Below are 16419 nucleotides of genomic sequence, written 5' to 3'. Positions count from 1 at the left end.
CCTGCATCTGCTCCTGCTCCCACGCCGGCGAACGACGGCGGCCGCACCCAGCCGCCCAGCCGCTTCTCCGCGCTGTCGGGGATCCGCGACCGGTGGGACGGCCTGCCCAAGTGGGCCCGCCTGCTGCTGCTCCTGCTCGGCGCGGTGTTCCTCTACGCCCTGCCGCTGCTCGACCCGCCGTACATCTCGCCGAGCGGCAGCGACTTCGGCGCCGTGCTGTTCAACGTCGCGGCCTACGTGCTGGTCGCGCTCGGCCTGAACGTCGTGGTCGGCTACGCCGGACTGCTCGACCTCGGCTACGTCGGCTTCTACGCCATCGGCGCCTACACGGTCGGTGTCCTTGGCTCGCTGCACGGCCACCTGCCGCTCCTGCTGCTGCTGCCGATCGCGGCGCTGGTGGCCCTGGTCTCCGGCATCGTGCTGGGTGCACCCACCCTGCGGGTGCGCGGCGACTACCTGGCCATCGTCACCCTCGGCTTCGGCGAGATCGTCCGGCTCACCCTGGTGAACTCCAGCTGGGTCGGCGCGGCGTCCGGCATCAGCAACATCCCGCGACCGCCGAGCGCCGGGATCTTCGACGTGCCGCACTTGTCGTGGGACGGCCTGGTCGCCACCGTCGACCTCGAGAACACCACGACGTTCCTGAAGTTCGGCGTGCTCGACCAGGTGCCGTACTACTGGCTCGCGCTGACCGTCATCTTCCTGATCCTGCTCGGCGAGGGCCTGCTGGTGCGCAGCCGCGTCGGCCGCGCCTGGGAGGCCACGCGCGAGGACGAGGACGCCGCCGAGCTGATGGGCGTGCCGACGTTCAAGTTCAAGCTGCTGGCCTTCGCGATCGGTGCGTTCATCGGTGGTCTGTCCGGCGCGCTGTTCGCCACCCGCCAGGCGTTCATCAACCCCGAGACGTTCCCGCTGCTGCTGTCGATCCTGTTCCTCGCGGCCGTCGTCGTCGGCGGCTCGGGCAACCGGCTCGGCGTCATCGTCGGCGCGATCGTGGTCTCGTACCTGCCCGAGCTGTTCCGCTCCTTCGCCGACTACCGCGTGCTCGTCTTCGGCGCGCTGCTGGTGATCCTGGCCAACTTCCGGCCGCAGGGCCTGCTGCCACCACGACGGTCGGTGCGGGCCAAGAAGCTGGACGAACGGCTCGAGGAGCTCGAGGAGGGGAGCGCGCATGCCTGACACCACCACCGACGAGCAGTCGTCCGCGCCGGCCGCCACCGGCACGTCGCTGCTCGAGATGCGCGACGTCACCCTGCGCTTCGGCGGCGTCGTCGCGCTGGACGGCGTGTCGTTCGACATCCGCCAGGGCGAGATCCTCGGCCTGATCGGGCCGAACGGCGCCGGCAAGACGACCTGCTTCAACGCGATGACGGGCGTCTACCAGCCGACGTCCGGGCAGGTGGTCTTCAAGGGATCGCCGCTCGGCCAGCGTCCGCGGCACCAGATCACCAAGCTGGGCATCGCGCGCACGTTCCAGAACATCCGGCTGTTCGGCAACATGACGGCGCTCGAGAACATCCTGGTCGGCGCCGACGCCAACCACTCGACGGGCGTGGCCAACGCGCTGTTCCGGCTGCCCAAGCACCGCCGCGAGGAGGCGCACGGGCACGAGCGGGCGCTCGAGCTGCTGGAGTTCATGGGTCTGCGCAAGCGTGCCGACGAGCTCGCGCGCAACCTGCCGTACGGCGACCAGCGCCGGCTCGAGATCGCCCGGGCGCTGGCCACCGAGCCGCAGCTGCTGTGCCTGGACGAGCCGGCCGCGGGCTTCAACCCGCAGGAGAAGCGCGAGCTGATGGAGCTCATCCGGCGCATCCGCGACCAGGGCTACACCGTGCTGCTCATCGAGCACGACATGCGCCTGGTCATGGGCGTCACGGACCGGATCGTCGTCCTGGAGTTCGGGCGCAAGATCGCCGAGGGCCTGCCGGCCGAGATCCGCGACAACCCGGCGGTCATCGCCGCCTACCTGGGAGTGGACGAGGATGCTTCTTGAGGTCGAGGGCCTGTGCGTCAACTACGGGCGTATCGAGGCCATCCGCGAGATCTCGTTCGGCGTGCCCGAGGGCAGCGTCGTCACCCTGATCGGCGCCAACGGCGCCGGCAAGACGACGACGATGAAGACCGTCTCGGGCCTGCGCCCGGTGCGCGCCGGCAAGGTCGTCTTCGACGGCAAGGACATCACCAACATGCCGGCCCACCACCGGGTCGAGCTCGGCATCACGCAGTCGCCCGAGGGCCGCGGCGTGTTCCCCGGCATGACGGTGATGGAGAACCTCGAGATGGGCGCCTACACGCGCAAGGACCGCAAGGCCACCGCGGCCAAGGACCTCGAGCGCGTCTTCGGCCTGTTCCCGCGGCTGTCGGAGCGCTCGAGCCAGATGGCCGGCACCATGTCGGGCGGCGAGCAGCAGATGCTGGCGATCGGCCGGGCTCTCATGGGTCACCCGAAGCTGCTGCTGCTCGACGAGCCGTCGATGGGGCTGGCGCCCAAGCTGATCGCGCAGATCTTCTCGATCATCCGCGAGATCCACCAGCAGGGGACGACGATCCTGCTCGTCGAGCAGAACGCCTCCCAGGCGCTGAAGGCCGCCGACCACGCCTACATCCTCGAGACCGGCGAGATCGTGCGCGACGGCACCGGCGAGGAGCTGGGCAACGACGACAGCGTGCGCGCGGCCTACCTCGGCGGCGACGTCTAGCTAGCGCAGCGCCTGCACGAGCACCGTCAGCAGCGGCGCGACCACCAGGGCCGGCAGCAGGTCGGCCACGGGTACCTCGCGCAGCCGCAGCAGGCGCAGCGCGACGCCGACGAGCAGCAGCCCGCCGGCGGCGGTGAGGGCGCTCACCGCCGCCGCGGGCAGCACGTCGCCGAGCACCAGGCCGACGGCCGTGAAGGCGCCCTGGACCACCGCCACGGTCAGCGCGGAGGCCATGACGCCGAGCCCGAACGAGGCCGCGAAGGCGATGGCTGCGAACCCGTCGAGGGTCGACTTCAGGGCGAGCTGGTCGATGCCGCGACCCAGGCCGTCGTTCAGCGCGCCGAGCACCGTGAGCGGTCCGACGCAGAACACCAGCGAGGCGGTCATGAAGCCCTCGGCGAAGCGCTCGCGGTCGGGGTGGTCGGAGGCGCCCCCGCGCGTGAGGCGGCGGTGCAGGCGGGGGCCGAGCGCGGCCAGGCGGTCCTCGAGCCGCAACGTCGAGCCGACCACGCCGCCGACCACCAGCGCGGCGAGCACGACGAGGACGGCACCGCTGCCGACCGCGTCGCGCAAGGCGGGGTCGAGCACGGCGGCCGCGGACAGGGCGGCCGCGAGCAGCGTCACCAGCCCGAGGCCGTCGGTGACGACGTCGCGCGTGCGCTGCGGCAGGCGGTGGCCGAGCAGCATCCCCAGGCCCGAGCCGAGCAGCACCGTGGCGACGTTGAGCAGCGTGCCGGCACCACGGATCACGCGTGCACCCCCGCTGTCGACGTCGAGATCCGCAGACACTACCGTCGGACACCTCGGAGGTCGTAAGGTCTGCTCCGGATCTCGTGCAGCACAGCGAGTCCGGGATCGTGCAGCTCGTCGGGCGGGGGGCCCGCCGTCGTTCTGGAGGAGGGTTCGTGGCCCCGTCGCAGGTGAGTGTCCGGGTGGTCGACTCCGAGGTCCGCTCGGACGTCGAGTCGCTGGCCGAGCTCTGGGTCGACTCCCGACCCGCCGTCCGCACGCCCGCCTCCGGCCGCGGCGAGCGAGATCTCGTCCACGACCTGGCCGCGGCGATCACGCGCGACGACGTCAAGGCGTTCGTGGCCGCGCTGGACGGCTCGGACGTCGGGTTCGTCGTCCTGTCGCGGGGTCCGCTGCTGCCGCTGCTCGACGAGCCCAGCGTCGCCATCGAGCACCTCTTCGTGCGCGACGAGGCCCGCCGGCACGGGGTCGGCCGCGCGCTGATCGCCCGGGCGACCACGTTCGCCGAGCAGGGCGGGGCGAGCCAGATCTCCACCAGCGTGCCGGCCGCCGGGCGCGAGGGGCAGCGGTTCTTCGCCCGGCTGGGCTTCAGCCCGTTCGTGGTGCGGCGGGTGGCCTCGGTGTCGGCGCTGCGCCGCCGCCTGGTGCCCGAGCCGTGCCTGGCGCGCGACGCCACCGTGCTGCGCCGCCGGTCGCTGCGCGCCCGCAGCCGGGCCGTGGCGCTGCGCGCCCGCAGCAGCGTCTGACGCCCTCGCACCGCGCGGCCGGCTGTCGGCGCCCGGCCCTAGGGTTGTCCCCGTGAGCCCTGCCACCGCGACGCCCGAGACCCCGCGCCTGATGCTGCTCGACGGCCACTCCCTGGCCTATCGGGCGTTCTTCGCGCTGCCGCCCGAGAACTTCTCGACGTCCACCGGGCAGACCACCAACGCGGTGTACGGCTTCACCTCGATGCTGATCAACCTGCTGCGCGACGAGCAGCCCTCGCACATCGCGGTGACCTTCGACGTCTCGCGCCAGACCTTCCGCAGCGAGGAGTACGCCGAGTACAAGGCCGGCCGGGCCAAGACGCCGGACGAGTTCCGCGGGCAGATCTCGCTGCTGCACGAGGTGCTGGCCGCCCTGCGCATCCCGGTCGTCGAGAAGGAGGGCTTCGAGGCCGACGACGTCATCGCCACGCTGGCCACGCAGGCCACCGCGCTCGGCCTCGACGTCCTCATCTGCTCCGGCGACCGCGACAACTTCCAGCTGGTCAACGACACCACCACCGTGCTCTACCCGGTGCGCGGCGTCTCCGAGCTGTGGCGCATGACGCCGGCCGCGGTCGAGGAGAAGTACGGCGTGCCGCCCGAGCGCTACCCCGACCTCGCGGCGCTGGTGGGGGAGTCGAGCGACAACCTGCCGGGCGTGCCCGGCGTCGGGCCGAAGACGGCCGCCAAGTGGATCGGCACGTACGGCGACCTGCACGGTGTGGTGGCGCACGTCGACGAGATCAAGGGCAAGGCGGGCGACAGCCTGCGCGAGCACCTCGACGGCGTGCTGCGCAACCGGCGGCTCAACGCGCTGGTCCGCGACCTCGAGCTGCCGGTCGGGCCCGCCGACCTGGCCCGCCAGCAGTGGGACCGCGACCAGGTGCACCAGGTCTTCGACTCGCTGGAGTTCCGCGTGCTGCGCGAGCGGCTCTTCGAGAGCGTGGCGGCCGCCGAGCCCGAGGCCGAGTCCGGGTTCGACCTCGCGACCTCGCGCCTCACCTCGGCGGACGTCGAGGGCTGGCTGGCCGAGCACGCGCCGTCCGGCGTGCGCACCGGCGTCCACGTCGTGGGGTCGTGGGGCCGCGGCACCGGTGACGCGCGCGGCATCGCCGTGGCCGGCGGCGACGGCGCGGCCGGGTACGTCGACCTCGGCGAGCTCGACGCCGCGGGCGAGGCGGCGGTGGCCGGCTGGCTGGCCGACCCCGAGCGGCCCAAGGCCCTGCACGACGTCAAGGGCCCGGGTCACGCGCTGCGCGAGCGTGGCCTGCCGCTGCGCGGCGTGGTCAGCGACACCGCGCTGGCCGCGTACCTGGTGCGCCCCGACCAGCGCTCGTACGACCTGGCCGACCTGGTGCTGCGGCACCTCGGCCGCGAGCTGCGGCTCGAGGCCGAGGAGGACTCCGGCCAGCTCACGCTCGACACGGGTACGGGCGCCGACGAGCACGACGCCGCGATGGTGCGGGCGCGGGCCGTCCTCGACCTCGCCGACGCGCTGGACTCCGAGCTGGAGGCGCGGGCCGGCGCCGAGCTGCTGCGCGACGTCGAGCTGCCGCTCGTCGGGGTGCTGAGCGAGATGGAGCGCGTGGGCATCGCGGTCGACGACGACCGGCTGGCCGACCTCGAGGCGAACTTCGCCGGCGAGGTGAAGCGCGCCGCCGACGAGGCGATGTCGGCGCTGCCGCAGAACGCCGACGGCTCGCCGCGCACGCTCAACCTCGGCTCGCCCAAGCAGCTGCAGGTGGTGCTCTTCGACGAGCTCGGCATGCCCAAGACCAAGCGCACCAAGACCGGCTACACGACCGACGCCGACGCGCTGACCGACCTCTTCGTCAAGAGCCCGCACCCGTTCCTCGAGGCGTTGTTGCGCCACCGCGATGTGTCGCGGCTGCGGCAGACGGTCGAGGGGCTGCGCAAGACGGTGCAGGACGACGGCCGCATCCACACCACGTACCACCAGACCATCGCAGCCACCGGGCGGCTGAGCTCGACCGATCCCAACCTGCAGAACATCCCGATCCGCACCGACGAGGGGCGCCGCATCCGCGAGGCCTTCGTCGTCGGGCCCGGCCACGACGACCTGATGACCGCCGACTACAGCCAGATCGAGATGCGGATCATGGCGCACCTGTCGGGCGACGCCGGCCTGATCGAGGCGTTCAACACGGGGGAGGACCTGCACCGTTTCGTCGGCGCCCGGGTCTTCGCGGTCGAGCCGGCCGACGTCACGCCGGCCATGCGCAGCAAGGTCAAGGCGATGAGCTACGGCCTCGCCTACGGGCTGTCGGCGTTCGGCCTGTCCAAGCAGCTGCGGATCGAGGTCGACGAGGCGCGCGGCCTGATGGGGGAGTACTTCGAGCGGTTCGGGGGCGTGCGCGAGTACCTCGACTCCGTGGTCGACGAGGCGCGGCGCACCGGGTACACCGAGACGATGCTCGGCCGGCGCCGCTACCTGCCCGACCTCACCAGCGACAACCGGCAGCGCCGCGAGGCCGCCGAGCGCATGGCGCTGAACGCGCCGATCCAGGGGTCGGCGGCCGACATCATCAAGGTGGCCATGCTGCGGCTGGCCGCCGACCTCGCCGAGCAGGGCCTGCGGTCCCAGATGCTGCTGCAGGTGCACGACGAGCTGGTGTTCGACGTCGCGCCCGGCGAGAGCGAGGCGCTCGAGGCGCTGGTGCGGCGCGCCATGGGCGAGGCCGCCGACCTCGCCGTCCCGCTCGAGGTGTCCGTGGGCATCGGGCGCAGCTGGGAGGCCGCGGGGCACTGACCGCGGCTGGCAGACTGACGCCGTGCCCCGTCGTCCGCGCCCCTCCCGCCTGCTGGTCGCCGCCGCGACCGCCGTCGCGCTACTCGTCCCCGCCGCCTGCACGGGCGGCGACGCCGACACCTCGTCGTCGGCGTCGACCCCCGCGCCGTCCGCCACCTCGCCGCTGAAGTTCACCGGCTGCGACCAGGCCGCCTGCGAGGGCACGCTCGACGGGGCGAAGTACCAGATCCTCATGCCGGACACGTGGAACGGCACCCTGCTGCTCTACTCGCACGGCTACCGCTTCGCCCAGCCGGTGCCGCCCAGCTTCAGCAAGCCCGCCACCGACGCCGTGCCGGCCCCGGGTGCCGACGTCGCGCGCACCCTCCTCGACCAGGGCTACGCGCTGGCGGGTTCGTCGTACTCCCGCAACGGGTGGGCGGTGCAGGAGGGGGTCGCCGCGGGCCAGCAGCTGTACGCCTACTTCAGCAAGACGATCGGCACGCCGCGACGGGTCTACCTGTGGGGCGACTCGCTCGGCGGCCTGGTGACCGAGACGCTGGCCGAGCAGCAGCTGCCCTGGGTCAGCGGCGCCGCGCCGCTGTGCGGCGTGCTCGGCGGCACCACCGAGAACCTCGACCTCGCCCTTGACGTCGCGTACGCCGTCCGCACGCTGGTGCTGCCCTCGCTGCAGCTGACCGGGTACGCGAGCCACCAGGCCGCGGTGAAGCAGTGGCAGGCCGCCCAGCGCGCCCTCGTGCGCGCCGCGAGCAGCGGCACCGCGGGGGCGGCGGAGGTCGCCCTGGTGGCCGCGCTCGTCGACGCACCCGACCAGACCTCCACGTTCGACGGCTCGACGCCGGTCTCCAAGATCAGCGCGGCGGTCGAGTCGGCGCTCACCGGCCTCGGCTACGGCACCTACGGCCGCTACGAGATCGAGCAGCGGTTGAAGGGCGACCCGTCGACCAACGAGGGCGTCGACTACTCGACCCGGGTGAGCGCGGCCGAGCGCCAGCTGGTCGACGCCGTCGGTGGCGCCGGCACCACCGACCGGCTGCTCGCGAAGCTGGCGGCCGGACGACGGGTGGCGGCCGACCACGCGGCCCGTCAGGGCGCGGCCGGGCTCGGCGAGCCCACCGGTGCGCTGCGGGTGCCCACCCTGACGTTGCACACCACCAAGGACCCGCTGGTGCTGGTGCAGAACGAGCGCCTGTTCGCCGACCGCGTGCGCGCCCGCGGCCAGCAGGACCGGCTGCTGCAGCTCTACGTCGCGCCGCCCGCCACGTTCACGGCCCCGGCGCCCTACGGCGCGGGGCACTGCGCCTTCACCGCCGAGCAGCGGGTCATGGTCATCGGCCTGCTCGACTCCTGGGTGCGCACCGGCACCCGGCCGAGCGGCAGCGACGTCCACGCCGCCACCGCTGACGTGAAGGGCGTGCAGAGCACCTACGTGCCCTCGGCCTGGCCCGCCCAGACCACCCCGTGACCGCGCGGGCGGCGCGCTGGAGCTGGCTCGTCGGGTCGCTGGCGGCCCTCGCGGCGACGGCGGCCGTCACCGCGGGCACCTGGGGCCGGGGCGTGCTGCTGTACCGCGACGACGTCCAGGTGCCCCGCCCGGTCCTCGGCGACGCCGCGCTGGGCGTCGCGGACGGGCCGCCGCGGGCCGTGCCGTACGCCGGCGTGCTCGCGCTGCTCGGCCACGTCGTCGGCGCGGCGCCCGCGCAACGGCTGCTGCTGCTGGCGCCGCTGCTGCTCGCGGGGTGCGGGGTCTCGGTGCTGATGCGCCGTCACGGCGCCGCCGCCTGCGTCGTGGCCGCGGTCGCCGCTGTCTGGAACCCCTACGTCGCCGAGCGGCTCGGACTGGGCCAGGCGCCCACGCTGCTGGCCTACGGCGCGCTGCCCTGCCTGGTGGTCGCGGTGCGCTGGTCGCGCGGCCGCGGACCGCTCGCCGCCCTGGGTGCCTGCACCCTCGCCGCGCTGCCGGCGGCGCTGACGCCGGTGGGCTCGGTGCTGGCTCTGGTCGTGCTGGCGGTGGCGCTGGTCGTCTGGCGCGGCACCGCCGCCGCGGTGTCCGCGGCCTTGGTCGGACCGGTGCTGCTGTGCGCGCCGTGGGTCGTCGCCGCTCTGGCGTCCGGGTCGGTCATCGGCGCGGACGACGGCGCCGTCGCCTTCGCGGCGCGCGACGACACCGGCGCCGGCGTGCTGCTCTCGGTCGCGACCCTCGGCGGGGTCTGGGCGCCGTCGGCGACGCCGGGCTCGCGGTCGGACGTCGCGACGCTGGTCTGCGGCCTGCTGCTCCTGGCGGTCGCCGCGGCCGGCTGGCTCACCGCCACCCGGCGGTCGGTGCTGGGTGCGGCCTGGCTGCTCCCCGTGGCGGCGGTGGCGCTGGCCGCCACGAGACCTGGGGTGCGGTTGCTGGCCGACGTGCAGTCCGTGCCCGGGCTGGCGCTGCTGCGCGACACCCACCGGCTGCTCGTGCTGGCCGCGGTCGCGCTGGCGGTGGGTCTCGGCCTGGCCGTCGCGCAGGCCCGCCGGGCGACGGCCCGCGCCGCCGCGGCGGGCGCGGGGATGCTCGCCGTCGCGCTCGTCGTGCTCGCCGTCCCGGACCTTCCGGGAGCGGTCGGCGACGACTACCGACCGACACGGCTGCCGGCCGACCTGCAGCAGGCGATCGGCACCGTGCGGGCGTCCCGCGACGGCGTGCTCTCCATGCCCTGGCAGCCGTTGCGCCGCACGGCGTGGAACGGCGGCCGCACCTTCCTCGACCCCCTCGACCGCGCCGTCGAGGGGCCGGTGCTGGCCAGCCGACGCCTGCAGGTCGAGCGCGACGGCCGGGTGCTGGTCACCGACGGCGAGGCCGAGCCCGCCGCGGCGGCCTGGGCCCGCGGTGAGGTCGACGCCGCGGCCCTGGCGGCGCGGGGCGTGGGCTGGGTGCTCGAGTGGCGCGGCACGCCGGGCGCCGAGGTCGTGCCGTCGTCCGGGCTGACGCTCGTGCAGGACGGTCCGACGGCGCGGCTGTGGCGGGTCGCCGGCCCGGTGACCGTCCCGGTGCGTCCGCACCGGACGGCGCTGCTCGCCGCCTGGGCGGTCGCCGGGGCGACGCTGGTCGGCGCCGTGCTCGCCCTCGTCGTGGGCGCCCGCCGTCGCCCCGTGCTCAAGGCAGGTCGAGGACGCGCCGATGATCGACTGCGCAAATGAGCGACCAGCCGGTAACATCGGCGCGACGTCACGACCAGCTCGAGAGGGACACATGACTTTCACCCGCCTGAAGTCCGACAGCGGCATCGCCGTCGCCGCCGTCGTCATGGGCGTCGGCAGCCTCCTCGCGGGCGGCGCGGCCGCCACCGCGGCGATCGTCGCCGTCGTCGACAACTACGGTCCCCAGGACTCCACCGCCGTGCAGGACGGTCCGAAGGACGTGCTCCAGCCGGACGACGTCCTCAGCTACGGCGGCTGAGCCAGCCAGCTCCCCGAGGGCCTCGCGACGACGTCGCGGGGCCCTCGTGCGTGCCCCGGACGTGCAGCGCGGCCTCGGCGCTGGCCAGGTCGAGGTCGTGCCGCTCGGTCGGGCGCCCGCCCAAGGCGCTGTGCAGCAGCAGCCGCTCCCAGGCGTCGGTCGCGCGGTCCCAGGTGAACGTCGCCGCCCACTCGCGCGCGGCCGCACCCAGGGCCGCCCGCGTCTGCGCGTCGCGCAGCAGGCGGTCCGTCGCCTCGACCAGATCGTCCAGCCCGTCGACGAGCAGCCCGGTGGTGCCGTCGACGACCGACTCCGACAGGCCGCCGGCGTCGCGGTAGGCCAGCGTGGGCACGGCGTGCGAGCCGGCCTCGACGACGCACAGCCCCCAGCCCTCCTTGACCGAGGGCGCCAGCTTCAGCCAGGACTGCGCGAGCAGCCGGTGCTTGTCGGCCTCGGAGACGAAGCCGACCAGGTCGACCCGGTCGAGCACGCCCGCCGCCCGGGCGTGGTCGACGATCGCGTCGTGCCACCACCCCTCGCCGACCACGGTGAGGCGCAGCGCGGGGTGCGTCGGCAGCAGCCGGGCCAGGACGTCGACCGCGTGCTCGACGCGCTTGTGGGGCACCAGCCGGCCGAGCACGACCAGGCGCGGCTCGTCCGAGCGCGGCTCGCCGGTCATCTGCGGGGTGTCGGTGCCGTTGTGGATCACCGTGATGTCACCGCCGCGGACGCCCAGCTCGACCAGCTCGGTGCGGGTCTGCTCCGAGACCGCGACGTACTGCCGGCCGCGGTACAGGCGCGGCGCCACGCGGGACTCGACGAACCAGCCCGCGCGGGCCATCGCGGGGGAGAAGACCACCGGCCACTGCTCGCGGTGGACGTGGTGCACGAGGTTGACCACCGGCGCGCGGCGGGTCAGCGGGGTGCCGAACGGCACGCCGTTCTGCACGTCGACGACCACGTCGAACGCGCCGTCGTGCCGCTCCAGCGCGCGGCGCGACCGGGCGGCCGCGGGGTAGACGCCGAGGCGGCCGCCGCGACGGACGAGCCGAACGCCGTCGACGACCTCGACGGGCGGGGCGTCGCCGTGCGCCGCGCAGAGCAGGGTGACGTCGTGGCCGCGCGCGGCCAGGCCGCCGGCCACGCTCTGGACGTAGCGCTCGGAGCCGCCGCCCTCGGGATGGGTCAGGTCGCGCCAGTTCGCGAACGCCACCCGCAGCCGGCGCTGCACCGCACCGGCCTGCTGCTGGTCCTGCTCCACCCCGACACTCCTTCGTGAACCGTCTCGGGCCAGCCTACCGGCGGGTAATCTCTTCGGGTGCCCCTGACGACGGATCGACCGGAGCTGGCGCCGCCCGGGTCGTTGCGCCGGTCGGTGCAGCTGTGGCGGGCGTTCCGGGTCGAGCAGTCCGACCCCGACACCTTCTACTCGCTGCTGGCGCGCGACTCGGTGCGCGAGGCCGCGCGGTGGGTCGACCTGCACGGCACCACGGTGCTGGACGTCGGCGGCGGACCGGGGTACTTCGCCGACGAGTTCGCGGCCGCCGGCGCCTCGTACGCCGGGCTCGAGCCCGACGCCGGCGAGATGACCGCCGCGGGCATCGAGGGCCCGAACCGCTTGCGCGGCAGCGGTCTCGCGCTGCCGGTGCGCGACGGCGCCGTCGGGCTCTGCTACTCCAGCAACGTTCTCGAGCACGTGCCCGACCCGGAGACGATGGCTGACGAGATGGTGCGGGTCACCGCGCCCGGCGGCACCGTCGTCCTGTCGTGGACGCCGTGGTGGGCGCCGTGGGGCGGGCACGAGACCGCCCCGTGGCACTACCTCGGCGGGCGCCGGGCCGCCGACCGCTACGCGCGGCGCACGGGGCACCGGCCCAAGAACGACTTCGGCGTCGGGCTGTTCGCCTGCTCGGTGCGGCGCGTGCTCGCCTGGGCGCGCCGGGCCGAGGCCGACGGGCGGGTCGAGGTGGTCGACGTCCTGCCGCGCTACCACCCGCGCTGGGCCCGCTGGGTCGTGCGCGTGCCCGGGCTGCGCGAGATCGTCGCGTGGAACGTCGTCGTCGTCCTGAGGGTGGCATGACGGCCGAGCCGCAGGCCGTGGCCGGAGCCGTCGCGCGCTGGACCGCCCGGCTGTGGGTGCACCTGGCCTCGCTCTTCCTCGTGGTGCTGGTGCTCGTCCAGAGCCCGCGCACGCTGTCGGCCGACACCAAGCTCGACCTGTCGGTCGACCCGGTCGGCTTCCTCGGTCGGGCGCTGTCGCTGTGGGACCCCCAGGCCGCGGCCGGCCAGCTGCAGAACCAGGCCTACGGCTACCTGTTCCCGATGGGACCGTTCTTCGCCGGGCTCCACGCGCTCGGGGTGCCGCCCTGGGTGGTGCAGCGCCTGTGGTGGTGCCTGGTGCTGCTGGCCGCCTTCCACGGCGCCCGGCTGCTGCTCGGGCGGCTGCAGGTCGGCACGCCCACCACCCAGCTGGTCGCCGCGCTCGCCTACGCGCTGAGCCCGCGGCTGCTCGGCGTGCTGGGCGCGGTGAGCAGCGAGATCTGGCCGATGGCCGTCGCGCCATGGGTGCTGCTGCCGCTGGTGCGCGTGCCCCCCGGGGCCGAGCGGCGCCGCGCCGCGTGGTCGGCCGTCGCGGTCGCGTGCGCCGGCGGCATCAACGCGGTGGCCACCGCCGCCGTGCTGCCCCTGCCCGCGCTCTGGCTGCTGCGCGGGGTGCGCGAGCGCACCGGACGTCGGCTGGCCGGCTGGTGGGTGCTGTGCGTCGGGCTCGCGACGCTCTGGTGGGCCGTGCCGCTGCTGCTGCTCGGGCGCTACTCGCCGCCGTTCCTGGACTGGATCGAGTCCGCTGCCGTCACGACGAGCACGGCGTCGTTGCCCGAGGCCCTGCGCGGCACGACGCACTGGATCGCGGGGCTGCAGTCCAGCGCCGGCCCGTTGTGGCCGGCGGCGTTCCAGGTGCTGTCGACCCGGCTGGCCGTCGTGGCCGGGCTGCTCGTGGCCCTCGCCGGGCTGGCCGGTCTGGCCAGCCGGTCGCTGCCGCACCGCCGCCTCTGGCGGGCGGGCCTCGTGGTCGGCCTGGTGCTGCTGACGCTCGGGCACACCGGCGGGGCGACCGCGCCCTGGGCCGACGGGGTGCAGCACCTGCTCGACGGCTCGCTGTCGCCGCTGCGCAACGTGCACAAGTTCGACCTCGTGGTGCGGCTGCCGCTGGCGGTCGGCCTGGCTCACGCCTTGGCGCAGGTGGGGCGCCTGCGCGTGCGCCAGCCGCTGCTGCCCGGCCTCGTCCGGGTGGTGGCGGTGAGCTGCCTCGTCGTCCTGACCGCCCCGGCCGCCCTCGTCGGCGTGGCCCAGCGCGGTGCGTTCACCGACGTCCCGGACTGGTGGCGCGAGACCGCCCGCTACCTCGCGGCGGAGCCGACGGGCGGACGCACGCTGGTGCTGCCCGGGGCGTCGTTCGCCGGCAGCTACTGGGGCGACCCGCGCGACGAGCCGTTGCAGCCGTTGGCCTCCAGCCCGTGGATCGTCCGCGACGGCGTGCCCCTGGGCTCGGGTGGCGCGACGCGGCTGCTGACCCGGCTCGAGCAGGTGGTGCAGACCGGACAGGGCGGCGAGGAGCTGGCCGACCTGCTGGCCGAGCTCGACGTCACGCGCGTCGTGCAGCGCTCCGACCTCGACTGGCGCGCGGCGGGCGCGCCCCCGCCACTGGTCGTCCGGCAGGCGCTGCGCACGACGCCGGGCGTGCGCACCGATCGCACCTTCGGCCCGCTCGTCGGCGGCTCGACCCGCTCGGACGTCGCGCTCGCCGACGGCCTCGACCAGCCGGTGCCCACGATCCAGGTCTGGACGACGGGCCAGCCCGACCGCACGGTGCAGCTGACGTCCGCGGCCGACGTCGCGGTGCGGTCCGGTGGCACCGAGCAGCCCTCCGGCACCGGCGTGCTGGCGGCCGACGCGCGCTCGGTCGCGGCGCTGCGGGCGGCTGGTGGCGGGGGTCGCGGTATCGTCACCGACACGCTGCAGCGGCGCGAGGCGAACTTCGCGGCCGTGCGCGACGCCTGGTCGACCGTCCTGCCGGCGAGCACGCCCTACCCCGCGGACCGCGCCGGGCACGACTGGTTCCCCACCCGGCTCGAGCAGGTGCGCCCTGCCGACCAGACCACGCTCGACGTCCAGGGCGGCGCTCACGTGACGGCGTCGTCCAGCCGGGCCGACCCGCTGCTGGGCGGGGTGCGCGACCTGTCGGCCGCGCCGACCGCGGCGCTGGACGGCACCGGCGACACCGCGTGGGTCTCGGCGCGCGCGGCGGTCGGCGAGTCGTGGTCGGTGCGGTTCGACCGGCCCGTCGACCTGCCGGCCCAGCTGGACGTCGTCCTCGACCAGGTGGTGGGCGCCGACGTGTCGCGGGTCGAGGTGGTCACCGACCGCGGGCGCGCGACCACCGGCGTCACCCCGCCGCCGACCCCCACCACCGGGTCGCCCACGGCGCCCGAGGCCGTGGGGCGGCACCGCGTCGCGACGCTCGCCGTGCCGGCCGGGACGACGTCGCGGCTCGAGCTGCGCGTCACCGGCGTGCGCGGCGACCAGTTCAAGCCGGTGGTGCTGGTCGAGGTGGCCCCGGGGCTGCTGCCGGTCGTCGTGCGCCGGCTGGTGGTGCCGGCCGCGAGCGGGCGCACCGACGAGGTGCGGCTCGGCGCGACGCCCGATCGTCGCGACGCCTGCAGCCAGGACGACGGAGGCATCGCCCGCTGCCAGCCGTCGCGCGGCCGGCAGGGCGAGGAGTCGTTGCGGCTCGACCGCTCGGTGGCCGTCGAGGACGACGGCACCTTCACCCTGACCGGCACGGTCCGGGCGCGCTGGGGCGCGGCGGTCGACCGCCTCCTCGACTCCGGGCGCACCGGACCGGTCGTCACGGCCTCCTCGACCTGGGTGCCCGACGCGACGCTGCGCCCGTCGACCGCGGTCGACGGCGACCCGCGCAGCTACTGGGCGCCGGCGCCGGACGACCCGCGGCCGACCCTGACCCTGCAGTACCCACGCGCCGTCCACGTCACGGGCCTGGCCCTCGACACCGACCCCGAGATCACCGGCTCGCGCCCGACGAAGGTCGAGGTGACCCTCGGCGAGCGCACGGTCGAGCGCGACGTCGACATCGACGGCACGGTCGCCGTTCCCTCCACCACGACCCGGCGCGTCGTGGTGCGCGTGACCGGGACGACCCGCACCACCGGGATCAGCGGCCTGCTGAGCCGGCCGCTGCCCGTCGTAGTGGGCGAGCTGCGCGTCGGGGGCGCGCCCGCCCCGCTGGCCGCGAGCCCCGACGCCCTCACCGGCGTGCCCTGCGGCTTCGGCCCGACGGTGCTGGTCGACGGCCAGCCGGTCGCGACCGCCGTCGAGGGGACGGTGGCCGAGATCGAGTCCGGCGCGGCGGTGCGGCTGCGGGCGTGCCGCCGGGTGCCCATGACCGCGGGCCGGCACGACGTCACGCTCACCGCCAGCGCCGAGTTCGGCGACGCCGACCTTCGCCTGGAGCGGCGCGGTGTCGCCTCGCCGGCCGACCCCACCACCCCGGCCGTGCTGCGCTGGCAGGACGACCGGCGGTCGGTGCAGGTGCCCGCGGACGACGGCGCGCGGGTGCTGGTGGTCGCCGAGAACGCCAACGACGGCTGGACGGCGCAGCTGGGCGGCCGCACCCTGCCCGCCCTCGTCGTCGACGGCTGGGAGCAGGCTTTCGTCGTCCCGGCCGGTGCGGCTGGCACCGTGCAGCTCACCTTCGCTCCGCAGACGCCGTACCGGCTCGGGTTGCTGGTCGGCGCGCTCACCCTCCTGCTGGTCGTGGTGCTGGCCCTCGTGCCGAGCCGGGGCGGGCCGGTGCCTCCCGTGTCCTTGCCGCGCCGCGGGCTGCTCGGACGGCCGCGGCCGGTGCTCGAGCGCGTGGCGGTCGTCGTCGCCGGGCTGGCGCTGGCCGGGTGGCCCGGGCTCGTGGCGGCGGTGGCCGTGGCCGCGGCGTCGGCCTTCGTG

At 75.1% G+C, this 16419-nt stretch carries 12 protein-coding genes; 10 read left to right on the top strand and 2 right to left on the bottom strand.

Annotated features, from left to right (window positions below; translation table 11 throughout):
- Window positions 1-81 precede the first annotated feature (81 nt).
- From ACYVJ4_RS15590 to ACYVJ4_RS15580, 3 genes are read left to right on the top strand one after another with little or no spacing between them, the layout of a single operon-like run.
- Window positions 82-1179 carry a branched-chain amino acid ABC transporter permease gene (locus tag ACYVJ4_RS15590; RefSeq protein WP_460461081.1) on the top strand — a complete coding sequence of 366 codons (1098 nt, stop codon included), beginning with the start codon at window positions 82-84 and terminating at the stop codon, window positions 1177-1179.
- Window positions 1172-1993, top strand: a complete 822-nt coding sequence (locus tag ACYVJ4_RS15585) for an ABC transporter ATP-binding protein (RefSeq protein WP_460461057.1) — start codon at window positions 1172-1174, stop codon at window positions 1991-1993. The genes ACYVJ4_RS15590 and ACYVJ4_RS15585 overlap by 8 nt, the downstream gene beginning before the upstream one ends.
- Window positions 1983-2699: an ABC transporter ATP-binding protein gene (locus ACYVJ4_RS15580; protein WP_460461056.1), complete on the top strand. Its 717-nt coding sequence runs from the start codon at window positions 1983-1985 to the stop codon at window positions 2697-2699. The genes ACYVJ4_RS15585 and ACYVJ4_RS15580 overlap by 11 nt, the downstream gene beginning before the upstream one ends.
- Here the strand turns inward: ACYVJ4_RS15580 and ACYVJ4_RS15575 are convergent, their stop codons facing one another.
- Window positions 2700-3449: a DUF554 family protein gene (locus tag ACYVJ4_RS15575; protein WP_460461055.1), complete on the bottom strand. Its 750-nt coding sequence runs from the start codon at window positions 3447-3449 to the stop codon at window positions 2700-2702.
- Between the two features lie 155 nt (window positions 3450-3604).
- Here ACYVJ4_RS15575 and ACYVJ4_RS15570 point away from each other — a divergent pair, with 155 nt between their 5' ends.
- The 5 genes from ACYVJ4_RS15570 (at window position 3605) to ACYVJ4_RS15550 (ending at window position 10401) form a co-directional block, all read left to right on the top strand.
- Window positions 3605-4195 carry a GNAT family N-acetyltransferase gene (locus ACYVJ4_RS15570; protein WP_460461054.1) on the top strand — a complete coding sequence of 197 codons (591 nt, stop codon included), beginning with the start codon at window positions 3605-3607 and terminating at the stop codon, window positions 4193-4195.
- A gap of 91 nt (window positions 4196-4286) precedes the next feature.
- Window positions 4287-6965, top strand: a complete 2679-nt coding sequence (gene polA / locus ACYVJ4_RS15565; RefSeq protein ID WP_460461080.1) for a DNA polymerase I — start codon at window positions 4287-4289, stop codon at window positions 6963-6965.
- Window positions 6966-6987: 22 nt separating this feature from the next.
- Window positions 6988-8430, top strand: coding sequence for a hypothetical protein (locus ACYVJ4_RS15560; protein ID WP_460461053.1), 1443 nt, complete (start codon window positions 6988-6990; stop codon window positions 8428-8430).
- A complete protein-coding gene (locus tag ACYVJ4_RS15555; RefSeq protein WP_460461052.1) occupies window positions 8427-10142 on the top strand; it encodes a hypothetical protein in 1716 nt (571 codons plus the stop codon). Before ACYVJ4_RS15560 ends, ACYVJ4_RS15555 begins: the two co-directional genes overlap by 4 nt.
- 52 nt (window positions 10143-10194) lie before the next feature.
- Window positions 10195-10401, top strand: a complete 207-nt coding sequence (locus ACYVJ4_RS15550) for a hypothetical protein (RefSeq protein WP_460461051.1) — start codon at window positions 10195-10197, stop codon at window positions 10399-10401.
- Here ACYVJ4_RS15550 and ACYVJ4_RS15545 read toward each other — a convergent pair.
- Window positions 10385-11662 (bottom strand): glycosyltransferase family 4 protein, encoded by a 1278-nt coding sequence (locus ACYVJ4_RS15545; protein WP_460461050.1) that lies wholly within the window; start codon window positions 11660-11662, stop codon window positions 10385-10387. The two genes, ACYVJ4_RS15550 and ACYVJ4_RS15545, sit on opposite strands and share 17 nt — an antisense overlap.
- A gap of 63 nt (window positions 11663-11725) precedes the next feature.
- Here ACYVJ4_RS15545 and ACYVJ4_RS15540 point away from each other — a divergent pair, with 63 nt between their 5' ends.
- Both ACYVJ4_RS15540 and ACYVJ4_RS15535 read left to right on the top strand, forming a co-directional pair.
- Window positions 11726-12481: a class I SAM-dependent methyltransferase gene (locus tag ACYVJ4_RS15540; protein WP_460461079.1), complete on the top strand. Its 756-nt coding sequence runs from the start codon at window positions 11726-11728 to the stop codon at window positions 12479-12481.
- A partial coding sequence (locus ACYVJ4_RS15535; RefSeq protein ID WP_460461049.1) for an alpha-(1->3)-arabinofuranosyltransferase domain-containing protein occupies window positions 12478-16419 on the top strand: 3942 nt, incomplete at its 3' end. The genes ACYVJ4_RS15540 and ACYVJ4_RS15535, both read left to right, overlap by 4 nt.

This window comes from Angustibacter peucedani, from assembly GCF_054779595.1.
The sequence above is the reverse complement of the archived record's forward strand: the minus strand, read 5'-3'. Positions and strand labels throughout refer to the sequence as shown.